A 16,643-nucleotide genomic window follows, 5' to 3' on the forward strand; every position below is an offset into this window, starting at 1 on the left:
GGGGCTACAGCAGCTCCGCGAGCTTGACCGCTTTTTCGATATCGCGACGCTGGCTCGACTTGTCGCTACCGTGCAGGAGCACGACGATGGATCTCCCGCGACGTGTGAAATACACGCGATATCCCGGCCCATGGTGGATTCGCAGTTCGCTCACGCCATGACCCACTGATCGAACATCTCCCTCGAGACCGCGGGCGACGCGCTGCAGGCGTTCCACGATCACTGCTCGGGCGCGGCTGTCGTTGAGCCCGCGCAGCCAGCGCGTGAACGTTTCCGTTGCCCGAAGCGTGATCCTCGACTGATCGTATCCACAAGGATACATCGTTCAATTGGCAACTGCGTCAAAGCCTGGCGTGTCTGCGTAGCGCTCCCCGCCGCCATTCAGCCACCCGGTGTAAACTATTGATCTCACTGGCAATGCCAGTCTCCACGATCAACGCCCCGATGACGTCCGCCGCCGCCCGTTACGCCGATTCCCTGCGCCTGTCCGTTGCCCCGATGATGGACTGGACCGACCGCCATTGCCGCGTGTTCCATCGCGTGCTGGCGCCGGGCGCACGCCTGTACACGGAGATGGTGCACGCCAACGCGGTCATCCACGGTGATCGCGAGCGCCTGCTCGGCTTCGACCGCAGCGAACAGCCGCTGGCACTGCAGCTGGGCGGCAGTGATCCGGCGCTGCTGGCGCAGGCCGCGCGCATCGCTGCCGAGTGGGGCTACGACGAGGTCAACCTCAACTGCGGCTGCCCGTCCGACCGCGTGCAGGCCGGGCGCTTCGGCGCCTGCCTGATGCGCGAGCCGGTACTGGTGGCCGAGTGCGTGGCGGCGATGGTCGATGCGGTGGATATCCCGGTCACGGTGAAGTGCCGCCTCGGCGTGGACGAAGACAACGATTACGCGGTGTTCGCCGCGTTCGTCGACCGCCAGGTCGCCGCCGGTGCGGCGATGGTGGTGGTGCACGCCCGCAACGCATGGCTGAAAGGCCTGTCGCCGAAGGAGAACCGCGAGGTTCCGCCGCTGAAGTACGACTGGGCCTACCGCTTGAAGCAGGAGCGCCCGGCGCTGCCGGTGGTGCTCAACGGTGGCCTGGCCAGCCTCGAGGCGGTGCAGGCGCAGGCCGCGCACGTCGATGGCGTGATGCTGGGCCGCGCGGCCTACCACGACCCCTACCTGCTGCATCAGCTGGAGGCCCTGCACACCGGCGCCCCGCTGCAGGCCCGTGGCGACCTGCTGCGCGCGCTGCGCCCCTATGTGGAAGCGCGCCTGGGCGAAGGCCTGGCGTTGAAGCACATCACCCGCCACCTGCTCGGCCTGTTCCATGGCCAGCCTGGTGGCCGCGCATTCCGCCAGGTGCTGAGCGAGGGCGCACACCGCCCGGGCGCCGACTGGAGCCTGGTCGAGCAGGCGCTGGCGGTCACCGAACGCGATGCGGATCGCGCTGCAGCGTGACCGAGGTCACATTCCTGACTTGATAAGGGACGGCGATTCGTCCCGAATGTTCACTTAGCTGAACAACACGGCGGTGGGACCGGAAAAGTTCAGACCGGATTCACTGCTCCAAACCAAGAATTTGCAAAGGATTTGTAAAGCGCCGGGTCCCGAACCCGGCACCCGGATTTACGACTTTTGAACGAATCGCCGAGCTCGGCTAGGATCGCATCGATGTCTTCCGCTCCTTTCCACCGCCGCATTGCCCTGGCCACCTGCGTGCTGCTGGCGGCTGCGCCGTTGTCTTCGGCGCTGGCGCAACAGCCGCCGCGCGGCGACCAGGGGCGGGCGGAGATGATGGATCGGGGCGAGCGCGGCAACCGTGGCGACGAGCGTTCGCTGTCCGATGCCGTGCGCCGCGTGCAGCGCACCACCGGCGGCCACATCCTCGGTGCCGAGCGCGTGCCGTTCGATGGTCGTGACATCAACCGGGTGAAATACATGGACGACCGGGGCCGGGTCCGCTACATGGACGACCCCGCCCCGTCGCGTTCACAGCCGCGCACGCCGCGGTCGGATATGTCATCACTACGCGGCGATAACCCCTGAACAGGGATAGTTGTCGCTATCAACCCGTACCCCACAGGCCTCCGGGCCACACCCAGGACACTAGGGAGAGTTCATGCGTATCCTTCTGGTCGAAGACGAAGCCCCGCTGCGTGAGACCCTGGCAGCCCGGCTCAAGCGCGAAGGCTTTGCCGTCGATGCTGCGCAGGACGGCGAGGAAGGCCTCTACATGGGGCGCGAAGTCCCGTTCGATGTCGGCATCATCGACCTCGGCCTGCCCAAGATGTCGGGCATGGAGCTGATCAAGGCCCTGCGTGACGAAGGCAAGAAGTTCCCGGTGCTGATCCTGACCGCGCGTTCGAGCTGGCAGGACAAGGTCGAGGGCCTGAAGCAGGGCGCCGACGATTACCTGGTCAAGCCGTTCCACGTCGAAGAGCTGCTGGCCCGCGTCAACGCGCTGCTGCGCCGCGCCGCCGGCTGGAGCAAGCCGACCCTGGAATGCGGCCCGGTCGCCCTGGATCTGGCCGCGCAGACCGTCAGCGTCGCCGGCAGCAATGTCGACCTGACCAGCTACGAGTACAAGGTGCTGGAGTACCTGATGATGCATGCCGGTGAACTGGTCTCCAAGGCCGACCTCACCGAGCACATCTACCAGCAGGACTTCGACCGCGACTCGAACGTGCTGGAAGTGTTCATCGGCCGCCTGCGCAAGAAGCTGGACCCGGATGGCGAACTGAAGCCGATCGAGACCGTGCGCGGTCGCGGCTACCGTTTCGCGATCCCGCGCAACGAGGGCTGAGCCGGCTCACCCTGGCGATAACACGATGTCCGGCCGTCTGTGGTTCTTCCGACGCTGGCGGCCGCGCTCACTGCAGGCGCGCCAGATGTTCGCCGCGTCCGTGGGCCTGGTCGCGTTCCTGGCGCTGGCCGGTTACGCGCTCGACGCCGCCTTCGCCGACACGGCGAAGGCGAACCTGCGTGAGCGCCTGAAGAACTACGCCACCGCCTACGCGGCCGGCATCGACTTCACCCGCGACCGCTCGCTGTACATCCGCGAGCAGCCGCCGGATTCGCGCTTCGACGTTCCGGGCAGCGGCCTGTACCTGCAGGTGGTGATGCCACACGGCAAGGGCAATTCGATGTCCGCCGAAGGCCCGATGCTGCCCACCGTGGGCGGTGGCCTGCTGGCGCCGCGCCAGGAAGTGTTCGAAGGCCCGCTGCCGATGATCCAGATCGATGGCAGCCAGGGCTCGGTGTACCGCTATGGCCTGGGCCTGGTGTGGGACGCCGATGCCGACCCCGCCACCGAATTCCCGTACACCATCTACGTGATGGAAGACTCGCGCGCGCTGGGCGCGCAGCTGCGCGTGTTCCGCAGCCGGGTCTGGTTCTACCTGGGTGGCATCGGCCTGATCCTGCTGCTGCTGCAGACCGTCATCCTGCAGTGGAGCCTGCGCCCGCTGCGGCGGGTCATTACCGAGCTGACCAAGGTGCAGCGCGGCGAGACCGCGCGCATGAGCGAGCGCCACCCGCGCGAGCTGGAACCGCTGACCGACAGCATCAACGCCTTCATCGAGAGTGAGCGCGAGAACCTGGAGCGCCAGCGCAACACCCTGGCCGACCTGGCGCACAGCCTGAAGACACCGATCGCGGTGCTGCGCACGCAGATGGACAGCGGTGCCGGTGATGGCGCGCTGCGCGAGGAACTGGACGTGCAGCTGCAGCGCATGAACAACCTGGTCTCGTACCAGCTGGCACGCGCGGCGTCGTCGGGCCACAAGCTGTTCTCCGCGCCGCTGCCGATCGAATCCAATGCCGAGGAAATCGTGCGTGGACTGGAGAAGGTCTACGCCTCCAAGGGCGTGCTGTGCGAGTTCGACATCGACCCGGCCGCGCGCTTCCACGGCGAACCGGGCGACCTGCAGGAACTGCTCGGCAACCTGCTGGAAAACGCCTTCAAGTGGGCCAACCGCCGCGTGCTGCTGACCGCGCAGCCGCTGCCGGCACCGAACGCGCGTCGCGCCGGCCTGCTGCTGGCGGTGGACGACGATGGCCCGGGCATCGCCCCGGACGACATCGGCAAGGTGCTGCAGCGTGGCGTGCGCGGCGACGAGCGCGTGCAGGGCCATGGCATCGGCCTGTCGATCGTGCAGGACCTGATCAAGGATTACCGCGGCGAACTGGCCGTCGGCCGTTCCAGTGAACTCGGCGGCGCCCGCTTCGAAGTGCGCCTGCCGCCGGGGCCGTAAACCCCTTCAATCGGTAGTGCCGGCCGCTGGCCGGCAACCTGGCAATGCCACCGAAGAGCATGAGCGTGCCGGCCAGCGGCCGGCACTACCGTTGTTCGAACGCCGGCGGCTCGCCATAGAACCGCCGCAGCTGCGCGGCCACCTCCGGCAACGCCTGCTGCAGCAGATCCGGTGCCGAGAAGTGGTACTCGCTGGCCACCGCGAAGAACTCTTCCGGCGCTTCGGCCGCATACGGGTCGATCAACGTTTCCTCACCCGCATCCACCTGCGCACAGAACGCATCGTAGGCACGCTGGAAAATGCCGGCCCACTCGCGCTGCCATTGCCGCGGCAGCGGCGGCGTGCCATCCATCGCGCCATCCAGCGCATCCAGCTTGTGCACCATCTCGTGCACCGCCACGCAGTAACCCTCGTGCGGCGCGGCCAGGTCGGCCTGCACATCGGCCCAGGACAGGATCAACGGACCGCTGTCCCATGATTCGCCAATCAGCTCGTCATCCCATTCGTGTAGCACGCCGGCCGCATCCATGTGGCTGCGGTGCACGCGGAACGCTTCGGGGTAGACGATCAGCTGCGACCAGCCTTCCAGCCCCACCTCGCCGAACTCCAGCAGCGGCAGGCAGCACAGCGCGGCCAGCAGCACGCCATCGCCGGGCTGCAGCTGCAGCTCGCCGATCGGGGTGATGGTCTTCTCGTGCAGGAAGCGTGTGGCCAGAACGCGCAGGCGCGCGCGACGCGCGTCGTCCAGGCCGTGTAACCAGGCCGCGCGGCGGCAGGCGTCATCCCAAAGCGCATCGTCAATCGGCCGCGGCGCAGGCCGCAGCCACTGCAGCAACGACTTGATCAGCGGAACATTCCCGGCAGGTAGCTGTGCCACTTCGGTGCGCGGATACGCGGCAGCATGTCGTCATCGCTGCCACCGCCGCCGGTAGTCGTGCTGGCGGCCGGGCGTACCGGTGCCGCCTTGGTGCTGGCGGCCGATGCGCTGGCAGTGGGTGCGCGCTGCGAGGCGGCATCGCCATTGGAGGACACGCATGCCCCACGGCTGTCGTCCAGCGCTGCCGTTGCAGACGCCGCGAAGGGCATCATCAGCAGGATCAGGCAATGGGCATAACGGCGCATTGACGACATCCACGTTAAGGGAAGGTGAGTTCCCGATTCTAGCCCGAACCCGGCGCCCCGTTGGAAGCCACTGCGGAACCCAGCGTGGCGGGCGTCGCTGGCGGCTTTCCCGCATAATTCCGTCCTGACTTCGTGGAAGCTGCCGTGGACGATCGCCAATTGCTGGCCAAACTCGCTGCCGGTCGCCTGTCCGGCGACGCCCTGGCCCGTGAGCTGGGCCAGACCCGGGCGGCCATTTGGAAGCGTATTCAAGGACTTAGGGCTGCCGGCGTGGGCGTGGAAGGCCGTGCTGGCGAGGGCTATGGCCTGACCCGACCGGTCGACCTGCTGGACCCGGACGCGATGCGTGCCGGCCTGCCTGCCGCGGTTCTGCCGCTGCTGCACGACCTGCAGGTGGCCTGGACGGTGGACTCCACCAACGCCGAATTGCTGCGTTGCAGCGCGCCCCAGCGCGGGGTGAGCGTCCTGCTGGCCGAACGCCAGACCGGTGGCCGCGGCCGTCGTGGCCGTACCTGGGCCTCGCCGCTGGCCGCGCACGTCTACCTGTCGGTGCTGCGCCTGTACTCCGGTGGCCTCGGCCGCCTGGCCGGGCTGAGCCTGGTGGCCGGCATCGCCGTGGCCGAAGCGCTGCATGACCTCGGTTTCACCCAGGCGCAGCTGAAGTGGCCGAATGACCTGATCGTCGATGGCAAGCGCAAGCTGGTCGGCCTGCTCGCCGAAGGTGGTGGCGAATACGCCGGCCCGGCGCGCGCAGTGATCGGCATCGGCATCAACACGCACATGCCGCCGTCGTTTGCCGAGCAGATCACCCAGCCATGGGTAGATCTGGACACACTGGCCGGCAAGCCGGTGGACCGCAACGTGGTGGTCGCCGCAGTGCTGACACGCCTGCTGCCGGCGCTGGAGGAATTCGATCGCGAAGGCCTCGCGCCGTTCCTGCCGCGCTACGCCGCCTTCGACATGCTGGCCGGCCGCGAAGTGCGCGTGGAGCTGGAAGGGCAGTGGCAGCACGGCACCGCGCTGGGCCTGGCCGATGACGGCGCGCTGCGCGTGCGCATTGATGGCCGGGAACGCCTGCTGCACGCCGGCGAAGTCAGCGTGAGGGCGGCATGAGCGATTGGTTGTTCGACCTCGGCAACTCGCGCTTCAAGTTCGCGCCGTTGCAGGGTGACCGTGCCGGCGATGTGCAGGCCTGGGCGCATGGCGCCGAAGGCATGGCCGGGCAGCCGCCGCACAGCCTGCCCAGCGGCACCACCGCGTTCGTCGCCAGCGTGGCCGCACCGTCGCTGACCAGCGCCATGCTGGACCAGCTGCAGCGCCGCTTCGAACACGTGCATGTGGTGCGCACCAGCGCCGAATGCGCCGGCGTGCGCATCGCCTACGCCAAGCCGGAAAAGTTCGGTGTTGACCGCTTCCTGGCCCTGCTGGCGGCCGCCAAGGCGCAGCGCCCGGTGCTGGTGGTTGGCGTGGGCACCGCGTTGACGATTGACCTGCTCGACGCCGATGGCCAGCACCACGGCGGCCGTATCTCCGCATCGCCCACCACCATGCGCGAAGCACTGCACGCGCGTGCGGTGCAGCTGCCGGCCACCGGCGGCGACTACAGCGAATTCGCCAACGACACCGCCGACGCGCTGGCATCCGGCTGCGATGGCGCGGCCGTGGCGCTGATCGAACGCAGCGCGCAGCAGTCGCACGCGCTGTTGGGCGTGGCACCGTCGCTGCTGGTGCACGGTGGTGGCGCACCCGCGCTGATGCCGCTGCTGCCCAGCGCCGACTACCACCCGTCGCTGGTGCTGGATGGCCTCGCCCGCTGGGCGGTGCACCAGCCCGCAGGCTAGTATCCGCGCATGCTGACCCGTGCCCTGATCGTCGTACTGGCCATCCTCAATCTTGGCGTCGCCTGCTGGTGGCTGCTGCGCGATGCACCGCAACCGCCTGCGCCCGCGCCGCAACCTGCCGGCGTGGCCGAGCTGCGTTGGGTGCCGGGTGGGGATGATGCGAATGCCGCTGCCGAAGCCACCGCTGCCGCCCCGACCGCCCCGCTGATGGAGCGCGAACCGGCCGAGAAGACCGCCGTGGCGGCGACGCCTGCGCCTGCGGTGCCGGCCAAGCCCGATGTGGCCAAGCCGCAGGTGGCCGAGGCGGCGCCTGCACCTGCACCCGTGGCCGTTGCTGCGGCCGCCAAGCCCGCGCCCGCACCGGTTGCAGAAAAGCCCACGACGCCGCCAGCCGCCCCGGAACCGCCGCGCTGCGTTGCACTGGGCCCATTTGCCGACCGCGCCGCCGCGACCGCCGCACAGGGCAAGGCCGGCAATGCCATCAGCCAGGTGCGCCTGCGCGAACAGCCCGCCGCCAGCGGCAGTGCCCGCTACCGCGTGCTGCTGCCGGCCGCCGCCAACCGGGAAGAAGCGCAGGCCATGGTGAAGCGCATCGTCGCCGCCGGCCTGAGCGACTACTACATCATCAGCCAGGGCGAGGACATCAACGCCGTGGCACTGGGCCAGTACCGCAACCGCGAGGGCGCCGAGCGCCGCGTGGCGGCGGTGCAGGCCGCCGGCTTCCAGCCGCGCCTGGTGGCCAGCGGCGATGCCGGCCAGTGGTGGCTGGAAGCCCAGCTGGCGGCAGGTACGCAGCCGGCACAGGCCCAGCAGCGCAGCGGCGCGGCCCAGAGCCGGTCGCTGGAATGCGCGCGGTTGCGCTAGAATCCCCCGGACCGCGGCGCTGCCGCCGGTGCACCACCCATGCCGCTTTAGCTCAGTTGGTAGAGCAACTGTCTTGTAAACAGTAGGTCATCCGTTCGATTCGGATAAGCGGCACCATCTCATGCAGGCGCACCCGTGCGCTGTACCTTCTGGATTCAGCCCGCGCGCTGCCGGCCCAGGGAACTCCCAGATATGGATCCGTACGGGGTTTGACCTTCGGGATGCCGCCCATGCGGCGAGGCTTTACGGCCCCACACCATGGAGCAAGCTGGATGAGCAGGCTTCCCGTAGTCATCCTCCTGTGCGTCGCAACGACAGCCTGTACAGGCGCGATCCGATGGGCTGAACCTCGGCATTTCAGTTTCTCCGTGGTGGACAACCCCAAGGAGAAGCGATACGACATCGCCCTCACGTCTTCTGCCACCGCGCCGCTGTGCCTCCCGAAGGAAAACTGGCCTGCTGAGGACGGCACATTCCCGACGGGGTACGAAGGGGCATTCTTGACCATGACCACGGGCCTTCTGCAACCCAACACTGTCATGACTGCGTACTGCCCGGGAGGATGTGGCGAAGTTCGCTTGGAGCCTGGCCAGACCTTGCGGTCAAGGATTGCCTACGCAGCATTTGGTAATGCAGAGATCGTCGCAAGCGACCCTGTCCGCTCGATATCGTTCCCCGTTCATCCCTTCTACTGCAGACAGTAGCCTATGTCTCCCCAGGCACTCCGATCATCTCTGGTGGACGATCTGAGATGTCAGTTTCTGCGCATTTCTCAAGTCGGGTTGGGCAAGCGGAACCATATAGGATTTGCGCTCGACTAGAAGTGCGACGTCCCGTGCGCAGCATTTGGCTGCTCGGAACCTACTACCAGTGATCAGGCTTCGAAATAGGCTTCTTCCCTGTTTGAACCCGGGCAGGCAGCAGGGCGCGCTGCAACTCAACGTCCAGCAGATGCGCACGGGTCCAGTCAGCTTGAGCATCGAGTGAGCTACTCACTGCTCGCCCCGCAGGGCTGCCGCTGACGGGTGGGTGCCGAGGCGTCACCACACCCAATCGAACGTGCGGAAAGTCTTCCCTGATGGCTCTGAGCACAGGTTCAACATCACTGTCATTTGAGCAGATGACCATCTGGGCATAGCGTCCCGACGCTGCATCTCTGTACATCGCCAGCGCGATGTTCACGTCGGTCTGCTTCTCTTCGATTCTCCACACACGGGTGCGTCTGCTTCGATCGTAGGCCGTGTCTGGATCGAAGACAGGGAGAAGCACTCCCTTCCTGTCCATGCTGTGCTTGCCCAGTGTCTTCAGGAATCGCCTCGGATGGAGGTGCTCATGCGCGCGCAGGTAACTCTCCTGAGCGATTACCGATGCACCGCCATGGGTAGAAAATCGCCCAAGTGCCATGGCCGTGAAGTAATGCAGGTGCTCAAGATCGCTGGCAGGATCCTGATCCCTGAGGACAATCTCGAAGAGCCGCAAGAGATCGACCCACTTGAATGATGTGTTTCGGATACGACCGTAGTAGAGGTTGTAGCCATCGACGTAAACAGCGGTCGCAATAGACATCATTTGCTTCCTGCAAATGTGAAAAAACCGCCTTTCGGCGGTTTTTTCGTCCCAAGCCGTTGAGTCAACCTAATGACGCAGCAAGGGAGGAGTAGTGAGGCCATGATATGGCGGACGGAGCATCTCGGCAACCGGTCCTTCATCATCATTGATGACTGGGGTTGTTGCACTGATTCGATAAGCGGGCAACGAGCTTCAAGTGATTGGAGCCGACCTTGGCAGTCGGACTCAATGAGGAAAGTTGCGCTTCCTTGCGGCCAACCGCATCAGGCACCGGAAACATGAAGTGCGGCAGGTCGTTCGAGGTTCGCCGTTGGAACTGCAAGCTACGCAGTCTTACCCCCGCACCTGCAACGCCACATACTCCGCCAGCCCGCGGCAGGCCAGCATCAACCCTTCGCGCGTGCCATCGCCGATATCGTCTTTCTCTTCTCCATCCACGCGAACGCGCTCGGCGGCGTGGTACAGCTCCAGCACCGATACCAGACCGGCGGCGGCGCGGTCCCTGCGCGCGGCGTCCACCGCTTGGCCGGGCGTGCTGGCCGGCCCCTGCCACGGCTGTCCGTCGGCGGCATCGCCGGCCTGGATCTGCCGCAGGCACACGGGGAGATTGATAGGCGTGGGCGCATCGTTCGCAGCGGCGAAGGCGGCTTCCAGGGGCTGCGCCAGTTCAAGCGGCAGATGCAGGGCAGCGTCGCCCAGCGTGGCGGTCAGGTACGGGTAGAGAGTCTTGGACATGCGGGCATCCTCGGCAGGAACAGAGGTGCCACCTGAAGAGGGTGGCAGGCGATGCGTGGCTTCCAAGACCGGTAATCGATGAGCCGGTGGGCACGGGGCCCCCACGCACCGCCCGCCGTCGATCGGCTAACGGATTGCCAGCCGACGCCGCTCTTGGGAAGACGGCGCCGGCTGGCAAGCGTATACAGCTTCGATTAAACGGGCTTGGAAGTCCCGGCCACCTTTGCAGGGGGCGATTCATCATGCGCACGCGAAATGCCCGCCTGCCAGTCGTTTGTTTCGATGGCATCGGGTGATATGAAAGGAAAAATGAATTATCGCGATTGGCTTGTTTCAGCCGCTGCAATGCCGAAAACGACATATCGCGCAGCGCAGTCATTCGCTGGAGTTTGACCGGAATCAGCACTGTTTCGAGGCCTTGAAACGCCCGCGAAGTAAAGCTGGCTTAACAGCGCGGGCAAGGCGCCATAACCACCATACCAAATGCGAACGCCAAAACCCGCCGCGCGGCGCATCATTCTCCTCACGCCCCGCGCCGGGCACCCGGCCGCATACTGCGGGCACACACCCTTTGGGAACTGCATATGCGCCGCCACGCTCTGCCGCTCACCGCCGCACTGTTGTCCACCGCCTTCGCAGCCCCGGCCATGGCGGCCGTGCCGTTCTTCAACGCCAGTTGCCCGGGCGGCATCGATGTGCACGCCGATGAGGGCGGGCCGGTCTACGTGCAGGGCCGCGAGACGGCGTTGAAGCGCTTAAACGACCGCTATTTCGAAGCCCGCGACGCCAACAGCGGCATCACCCTGTCAATCAGCAGCAACGATGACGGCACGCCGCAGGTCAGCTACACCGGCCGAGGCGGTGCCAATGGCATCTGCCAGGTCAGCAGCACAGGCACGCCCGCGTCCGCCGCAGACAGCGCAGGCCCTCGCGACGCTGCCGCCGGGGATGCCGCGCTGCCGCGCGAGGTCACCTGTGAATCCACCGGCCAGCAGCAGGTGTCATGCGATCTGAACACCCGCGGCAACGTGGAAATCGTGCGTCAGCTCAGCCGCACCCGCTGCGAGGAAGGCAGGAATTGGGGCCTGGCGCGGCATTCGGTGTGGGTCAATGGCGGGTGCCGCGCGGTGTTCCGCAATGTGTCCTCGGTGACTACCCCGGCGCCGGCAGGCGATACCGCATTGGGCGCCTGCAACATGCGCAAGGGCGCGCAGGGTGCGCTGGTGACCCAGATGCCGGTAGGCAGTGACTACCAGGAACTGATCATCGATTACCCCGATGGCCGCTTCCTGTGCATGATGCGCAACAACGGCCAGGTGCAGAGCGTGACGCCGGTTCGCCGACGCGGCAGTTGAATCCGCGGGTTCGGGGCCACGCTGTCAGCCGCCGCTCTTCCGCAGCAGCACCCACGCCAGCATCAGGGCGAACATGCCGACGACGGTCAGGCCGAACCACAGCGCGGCCACCTTCACGTTGCCGATCAACGCCGCCAGCATGCGGTGCAGTTCGCTTTTCAGGATCGGGTATTCAGCGTGCGCCTTGCGCAGGCGCTGCCAACCCAACCCGAGGAACAGCAGAAACGAGAAGGGCGTCAGAAGGAGCGTCGCCTGCATCAGCCAGCCGTTCGGCGATGCATCGATGGAGTTGCTCAACAGAACCGCAAAAATGGCGATGGGCAGCGCCACCATGAAAAAGCGGGGCCAGGCAGTGTTGATGAAGGGCGACATCGCAATCTTCCATGAAGCGGGGGCGGGTCCGCGCGCCATCATGCCATGCCAATTCACTGCTGCACCGCCGCGAGTGGTGTCACACAGCTCTGGCTAGACTGTGCTTCTTTTTCCCCCGCAGGAGGCACCCATGGCCCATCCCATCTCCGTATCCCTGATTGGCGTTCCCACCGATGTGGGCGCAGGCCATCGCGGTGCACGGCTGGGGCCGGAAGCGCTGCGCGTGGCGGGCCTGCCGGAGGCGCTGGAGGCGCGCGGCGTGGACGTGCGCGACCTGGGCAACCTGGACGGCCCGCGCAACCCGTGGACCGCGCCGGTGGAAGGCTACCGCCACCTGGATGAAGTGGTGGCGTGGAACCACGCCTTGATGGAAGCCAGCTATGCCGAACTGCAGGCCGGCCGCATGCCGATCATGCTCGGCGGCGACCATTGCCTGGGCATCGGTTCGATCACCGCCGTGGCGCGCTGGTGCCGCGAGCAGGGCAAGACCCTGCGCGTGCTGTGGCTGGATGCGCATTCGGACTTCAACACCAGTGATGTGACCCCGTCGGGCAACATCCACGGCATGCCGGTGGCCTGCCTGTGCGGCCTTGGCCCGGATGCGCTGACCCGGCTGGGCGGCACGTCGCCGGCGATCACCCCGGCGCAGATGCACCAGATCGGCATCCGCTCGGTGGACCCGGAAGAAAAGCGCCTGATCAAGACCCACAAGGTCGATGTCTACGACATGCGCTACATCGACGAGAACGGCATGAAGCGCGCGGTGGAAGCGGCGCTGGCCGGCATCGACGAGAACACCCACCTGCATGTCAGCTTCGATGTCGACTTCCTCGACCCGAGCATCGCGCCGGGCGTGGGCACCACCGTGCCGGGCGGGGTGAACTACCGCGAGGCGCAATTGGTGATGGAGATGATCGCCGACACCGGGCGCATGGGCTCGCTGGACATCGTCGAGCTTAACCCCTTGTTGGACAAGCAGAATGCCACCGCCGAACTGGCCGTGGACCTGGTCGAAAGCCTGTTCGGCAAGTCCACCCTGATGCGCGATTGAGCCTTTGGCCTGAACGGATCTTTGATCCGTTCACACGCGCTCCACGCGTCTGCCGCCAGATTGCACTTCACGCGGCGGCAGTGGGCATTGGCCTTCTTCCGCCGAGCGAAAGAATCCCATCCGCGAATTGAGCGGTGTAGCGGCAAACCCAAGGAGAAGCCCATGAAGCGCGTAGTTGCCCTGATGCTGTTGTCGATGTTCTCGGTGGCCCTGCTGGCCGGTTGCAACACCATTGCCGGTGCCGGCAAGGACGTGCAGAAGGCGGGCGAGAAGGTCGAGGACACCGCGAAGGGCCGTTGAGCCCTGCACGGAACGGAAAGAGAAAAAAGGCCGGGGTTTCCCCGGCCTTTTTTTGTGCGTGCTTTTTCGCTGCAGGGCTGTGCAAGCGGAGTGAACCATTCAAGCAGGTGAGCATGTATTTCATTGCGGGTTGACCAGCATTCAACAGCCGCTGCGCGAAGCTGGAGCCACGGTAAGAACGCCGTTGCAACCAAGGATTCCCAGCAATGAACAAAGACATCATTTCCGGCAAGTGGTCGCAGCTGAAGGGCAAGGCCCAGGCCAAGTGGGGCGATCTGACCAACGACGATTTCGATGTGGCCGAGGGCAATGCCGAATACCTGGCGGGCCGCCTGCAGGAACGTTATGGCTGGGCCAAGGACCGCGCTGAGAAGGAAGTCCGTGAGTTCCAGGATGCGGTGAGCAAGGACTATCCGGACTACAAGTAAGCACCACGGTTTCCCCCACACGTTACCCCCACAACACGACGCCCGCACCGTGAGGTTGCGGGCGTCGTGCTGTCTGCAGTCGGTGGTCAGCGTGCCGGCGGGTCCGGCACGTAGCGGTTGGGGAAGGCCTGCGGTTCGCGCGGCAGGCGCGATGGCGAATCCACCAGGATGCCGCGTGCACGCAGGTTGCGCGCGCTGTCGTAGCGCAGCTGCAGCACCTGCGCCGGGCTGCGGCTGGCGCGTTCGAAGTCGGTGTCGCGCACCGACGACTGTTCGCGTGCGCCGTGGCCGGTGCCCAGTGCCGGCGCCTGCGACTTGCTGGCATAACCCTCGATGCGGCTGGCGCTGGCATCGGCCGCGGCTTCGGCCGCCGGGGCCGGAGCGGGCAGGCTGCGGCGCAGGATCGGCTCGGGGCGCCAGCGACGCGCTTCCTCGAACACCGCCACGCCGACCACGCCGATGTTGTCCGGGCGGCCGGTGCGGCTGGCATAACTGCCGCTGGGGCTGCTGAACACGAACTGCGCCACTTCGTCCTGGCTCTTGCGCCAGCCGGTGATGTCGGCGCGCTGGCCGGGGTTGAGCACGTAGCCGGTCTGCGAGGGATCGGCATCCTCGCCGGAAATGGCGTTGATGCCGTCTACCGACAGCACCACCAGCACCCGGCGCGGGCTGTCGTTGTACAGGCGCACGGCGTAGCGATGGCCACGCTCGCCGGCCACCCAGCGCTGGCCTTCGGCAGGGTAGCTGTGCAGTTCGGTGCCGCGGTCGCGGTCTACCAGGGCCATGCGCACCGGGCCGCCCGCGTAGGCCGGCGGCGGAGGCGGGGCCGGGCGGAAGCCGGCCAGGGGCAGGATCAGCAGCAGGGGCAGCAGGCGTTTCATCGGGCGTCTCCAGCGGGGTTGCGTGAATGAACGCGCCGCGGGCCCTGACGGGGTTGGTGGCGTGCAAGGTAAACTGGCCCCGTTCATCGAAGGTTACCCCACGCAGTCATGACGACCCGAGTCCTTACCGGCATCACCCCCTCCGGCACGCCCCACCTGGGCAACTACGTTGGCGCCATCCGTCCGGCGATCGCCGCCAGCCGCGCCCCGGGAATCGAGAGCTTCTTCTTCCTGGCCGACCTGCACAGCCTGATCAAGTCGCAGGACCCGCAGCGCACCCAGCGCGCGACCCTGGAGATCGCGGCCAGCTGGCTGGCGTGCGGCCTGGACCCGGAACACGTGTGGTTCTACCGCCAGAGCGACATCCGCGAGACCACCGAGCTGATGTGGTTCCTGACCGCCATCGCCAGCAAGGGCATCCTCAACCGCGCGCACGCCTACAAGGCGGCGGTGGACAAGAACCGCGAGGAAGGCGTGGACGAGGATGCGGGCGTCAGCGCCGGCCTGTTCATGTACCCGGTGCTGATGGCCGCCGACATCCTGATCTTCAAGGCCAACCAGGTGCCGGTGGGGCGCGACCAGATCCAGCACATCGAGATGGCGCGCGACTTCGCCCAGCGCTTCAACCACGTGTACGGCAAGGAGTACTTCCCGCTGCCGGACGTGGTGATCGACGAGCAGGTGGCAACGCTGGCCGGCCTCGACGGCCGCAAGATGAGCAAGAGCTACCACAACACCATTCCGCTGTTCGTGCCGCGCGAGGAGCTGAAGAAGCTGGTGTTCTCGATCCTGACCGACTCGCGCGCACCGGGCGAGCCGAAGGACACCGAGGGCTCGGCGCTGTTCCAGATGTACCAGGCGTTCGCCACCCCGGAGCAGACCGCCGAATTCGCCAAGGCGTTCGCCGCCGGCATCAGCTGGGGCGATGCCAAGCAGCAGCTGTTCGAGCGCATCGACAGCGAGCTTTCGCCGCTGCGCGAGCGCTACAACGCGCTGATGGCCGAGCCGGAAAAGATTGAAGCGCTGCTCAAGCGCCGTGGCCAGCAGCTGCGCGAGCAGCTGGCAGCGCCGCTGCTGGACGAGCTGCGCCATGCGGTGGGCCTGCGCGACCTGTCCAGCGCCGGCGACATCGCCAGCGAAGATGCCGGCGTGGCCCGCGTGGCACCGCCGCTGTTCAAGCAGTACCGCGAGAAGGATGGGCGTTTCTACTTCAAGCTGACCGCCGGAGACGGCACGCTGCTGATCCAGAGCGAAGGCTTCGATTCGCCGCGCGATGCCGGCCAGCTGATTGCAGTGATCAAGCAGGCCGAGCAGGGCGACCAGCTGCAGAGCGAGCTGTTCAAGCTGGAAGCCGAGGTGGATGCGGTGCTGGCTGCCCTGGCGACGCTGCGAGCCGACTGATCGGTAGATGCCGACCTTGGTCGGCGCCGTTGAATGAAGGGTGCCGGCCAGCGGCCGGCACTACCGTGGCACATCGCGCGTGGCATGATGTCCGCGCGCCTCCGGCGCGATGACATGGAGTCTGCAATGGCCTGGTTGTCGCTGCTGCTGTTCCTGCCCTGGTTCCTGCTGCTGGGCAGCCTGTACTGGCTGTTCCCGCGCCAGCCGCGCACCGCGCGGCGGCGCCTGTTCGATGGCATCACCCTGCTGTTGGCCTTCGCGCTGAGCATCCTGTCGATGCTGTGGGGCTATCGCATTGGCATGGCACAGCCCGGCACCGGCCCGATCTGGCCGCAGGTGCTGGCGGTGCTGTACGCCTACGGCGCGTTCCTGGCGGTGTTGGTAATGGCCCTGCTGCTGCGGCCGCGGTTCGCATTGCGCTGCGGCTGATCGGTAGTGCCGGCCGCTGGCCGGCAACTGCATTCACCAGGCTACCCCGAG

At 66.5% G+C, this 16,643-nt stretch carries 20 protein-coding genes and 1 tRNA gene; 14 read left to right on the plus strand and 7 right to left on the minus strand.

Features of this window, described 5'->3' with window-relative positions; genetic code table 11:
- Window positions 1-4: 4 nt before the first annotated feature.
- Complete coding sequence (locus AC5P7U_RS07075; RefSeq protein ID WP_495220913.1) at window positions 5-322, minus strand: type II toxin-antitoxin system RelE/ParE family toxin; 318 nt, start codon at window positions 320-322, stop codon at window positions 5-7.
- A 95-nt stretch (window positions 323-417) separates the two neighbouring features.
- Here AC5P7U_RS07075 and dusA point away from each other — a divergent pair, with 95 nt between their 5' ends.
- The 4 genes from dusA to AC5P7U_RS07095 all read left to right on the plus strand — a co-directional run bounded on the left by dusA (window position 418) and on the right by AC5P7U_RS07095 (window position 4,244).
- Window positions 418-1,449, plus strand: a complete 1,032-nt coding sequence (gene dusA, locus AC5P7U_RS07080) for a tRNA dihydrouridine(20/20a) synthase DusA (protein ID WP_197604552.1) — start codon at window positions 418-420, stop codon at window positions 1,447-1,449.
- A gap of 213 nt (window positions 1,450-1,662) precedes the next feature.
- Complete coding sequence (locus AC5P7U_RS07085; protein WP_008265425.1) at window positions 1,663-2,037, plus strand: hypothetical protein; 375 nt, start codon at window positions 1,663-1,665, stop codon at window positions 2,035-2,037.
- Window positions 2,038-2,110: 73 nt separating this feature from the next.
- Window positions 2,111-2,794, plus strand: a complete 684-nt coding sequence (locus AC5P7U_RS07090; protein ID WP_004136763.1) for a response regulator transcription factor — start codon at window positions 2,111-2,113, stop codon at window positions 2,792-2,794.
- 25 nt (window positions 2,795-2,819) lie between these two features.
- Window positions 2,820-4,244, plus strand: coding sequence for an ATP-binding protein (locus tag AC5P7U_RS07095; protein WP_008268038.1), 1,425 nt, complete (start codon window positions 2,820-2,822; stop codon window positions 4,242-4,244).
- 85 nt (window positions 4,245-4,329) lie between these two features.
- Here the strand turns inward: AC5P7U_RS07095 and AC5P7U_RS07100 are convergent, their stop codons facing one another.
- Window positions 4,330-5,121, minus strand: coding sequence for a M90 family metallopeptidase (locus AC5P7U_RS07100; protein WP_495220914.1), 792 nt, complete (start codon window positions 5,119-5,121; stop codon window positions 4,330-4,332).
- Complete coding sequence (locus AC5P7U_RS07105) at window positions 5,088-5,366, minus strand: hypothetical protein (RefSeq protein WP_049399853.1); 279 nt, start codon at window positions 5,364-5,366, stop codon at window positions 5,088-5,090. Before AC5P7U_RS07105 ends, AC5P7U_RS07100 begins: the two co-directional genes overlap by 34 nt.
- A 144-nt stretch (window positions 5,367-5,510) precedes the next feature.
- Here AC5P7U_RS07105 and birA point away from each other — a divergent pair, with 144 nt between their 5' ends.
- The 4 genes from birA to AC5P7U_RS07125 all read left to right on the plus strand — a co-directional run bounded on the left by birA (window position 5,511) and on the right by AC5P7U_RS07125 (window position 8,188).
- The gene (gene birA / locus AC5P7U_RS07110) at window positions 5,511-6,479 is read left to right on the plus strand and encodes a bifunctional biotin--[acetyl-CoA-carboxylase] ligase/biotin operon repressor BirA (protein WP_308309443.1); all 969 of its coding nucleotides are present in this window, start codon (window positions 5,511-5,513) and stop codon (window positions 6,477-6,479) included.
- Entirely contained in the window at window positions 6,476-7,207 is a 732-nt protein-coding gene (locus AC5P7U_RS07115) for a type III pantothenate kinase (protein WP_197564871.1), read from the plus strand. The genes birA and AC5P7U_RS07115 overlap by 4 nt, the downstream gene beginning before the upstream one ends.
- 9 nt (window positions 7,208-7,216) lie before the next feature.
- Entirely contained in the window at window positions 7,217-8,071 is an 855-nt protein-coding gene (locus AC5P7U_RS07120) for an SPOR domain-containing protein (protein WP_495220916.1), read from the plus strand.
- A 41-nt stretch (window positions 8,072-8,112) separates the two neighbouring features.
- Window positions 8,113-8,188 (plus strand) — tRNA-Thr (locus AC5P7U_RS07125).
- Between the two features lie 747 nt (window positions 8,189-8,935).
- Here the strand turns inward: AC5P7U_RS07125 and AC5P7U_RS07130 are convergent.
- The gene (locus AC5P7U_RS07130; protein WP_495220917.1) at window positions 8,936-9,637 is read right to left on the minus strand and encodes an NYN domain-containing protein; all 702 of its coding nucleotides are present in this window, start codon (window positions 9,635-9,637) and stop codon (window positions 8,936-8,938) included.
- 336 nt (window positions 9,638-9,973) lie between these two features.
- The gene (locus AC5P7U_RS07135; RefSeq protein WP_197564874.1) at window positions 9,974-10,375 is read right to left on the minus strand and encodes a hypothetical protein; all 402 of its coding nucleotides are present in this window, start codon (window positions 10,373-10,375) and stop codon (window positions 9,974-9,976) included.
- 584 nt (window positions 10,376-10,959) lie between these two features.
- Between AC5P7U_RS07135 and AC5P7U_RS07140 the strand changes: the two genes are divergently transcribed.
- Window positions 10,960-11,730, plus strand: a complete 771-nt coding sequence (locus tag AC5P7U_RS07140; protein ID WP_197564875.1) for a DUF3011 domain-containing protein — start codon at window positions 10,960-10,962, stop codon at window positions 11,728-11,730.
- 24 nt (window positions 11,731-11,754) lie between these two features.
- Here the strand turns inward: AC5P7U_RS07140 and AC5P7U_RS07145 are convergent, their stop codons facing one another.
- Window positions 11,755-12,102, minus strand: a complete 348-nt coding sequence (locus tag AC5P7U_RS07145) for a hypothetical protein (protein ID WP_053509261.1) — start codon at window positions 12,100-12,102, stop codon at window positions 11,755-11,757.
- 130 nt (window positions 12,103-12,232) lie between these two features.
- Between AC5P7U_RS07145 and rocF the strand changes: the two genes are divergently transcribed.
- The 3 genes from rocF to AC5P7U_RS07160 all read left to right on the plus strand — a co-directional run bounded on the left by rocF (window position 12,233) and on the right by AC5P7U_RS07160 (window position 13,881).
- Window positions 12,233-13,153: an arginase gene (gene rocF / locus AC5P7U_RS07150; protein ID WP_004153767.1), complete on the plus strand. Its 921-nt coding sequence runs from the start codon at window positions 12,233-12,235 to the stop codon at window positions 13,151-13,153.
- A gap of 162 nt (window positions 13,154-13,315) precedes the next feature.
- The gene (locus tag AC5P7U_RS07155) at window positions 13,316-13,453 is read left to right on the plus strand and encodes an entericidin A/B family lipoprotein (RefSeq protein WP_008266021.1); all 138 of its coding nucleotides are present in this window, start codon (window positions 13,316-13,318) and stop codon (window positions 13,451-13,453) included.
- A 206-nt stretch (window positions 13,454-13,659) separates the two neighbouring features.
- Window positions 13,660-13,881 (plus strand): CsbD family protein, encoded by a 222-nt coding sequence (locus AC5P7U_RS07160; protein WP_004153772.1) that lies wholly within the window; start codon window positions 13,660-13,662, stop codon window positions 13,879-13,881.
- An 86-nt stretch (window positions 13,882-13,967) separates the two neighbouring features.
- On the opposite strand, the gene AC5P7U_RS07165 is transcribed toward AC5P7U_RS07160, so the two are convergent.
- The gene (locus AC5P7U_RS07165) at window positions 13,968-14,762 is read right to left on the minus strand and encodes a hypothetical protein (protein WP_495220918.1); all 795 of its coding nucleotides are present in this window, start codon (window positions 14,760-14,762) and stop codon (window positions 13,968-13,970) included.
- Window positions 14,763-14,870: 108 nt separating this feature from the next.
- On the opposite strand from AC5P7U_RS07165, the gene AC5P7U_RS07170 reads away from it, so the two are divergent.
- Both AC5P7U_RS07170 and AC5P7U_RS07175 read left to right on the plus strand, forming a co-directional pair.
- Entirely contained in the window at window positions 14,871-16,163 is a 1,293-nt protein-coding gene (locus AC5P7U_RS07170; protein WP_004153779.1) for a tryptophan--tRNA ligase, read from the plus strand.
- A 126-nt stretch (window positions 16,164-16,289) separates the two neighbouring features.
- Window positions 16,290-16,592 carry a hypothetical protein gene (locus AC5P7U_RS07175; RefSeq protein WP_495220919.1) on the plus strand — a complete coding sequence of 101 codons (303 nt, stop codon included), beginning with the start codon at window positions 16,290-16,292 and terminating at the stop codon, window positions 16,590-16,592.
- Window positions 16,593-16,643: the final 51 nt, after the last annotated feature.

Source organism: Stenotrophomonas sp. YJH_SMC_57, from assembly GCF_059369755.1.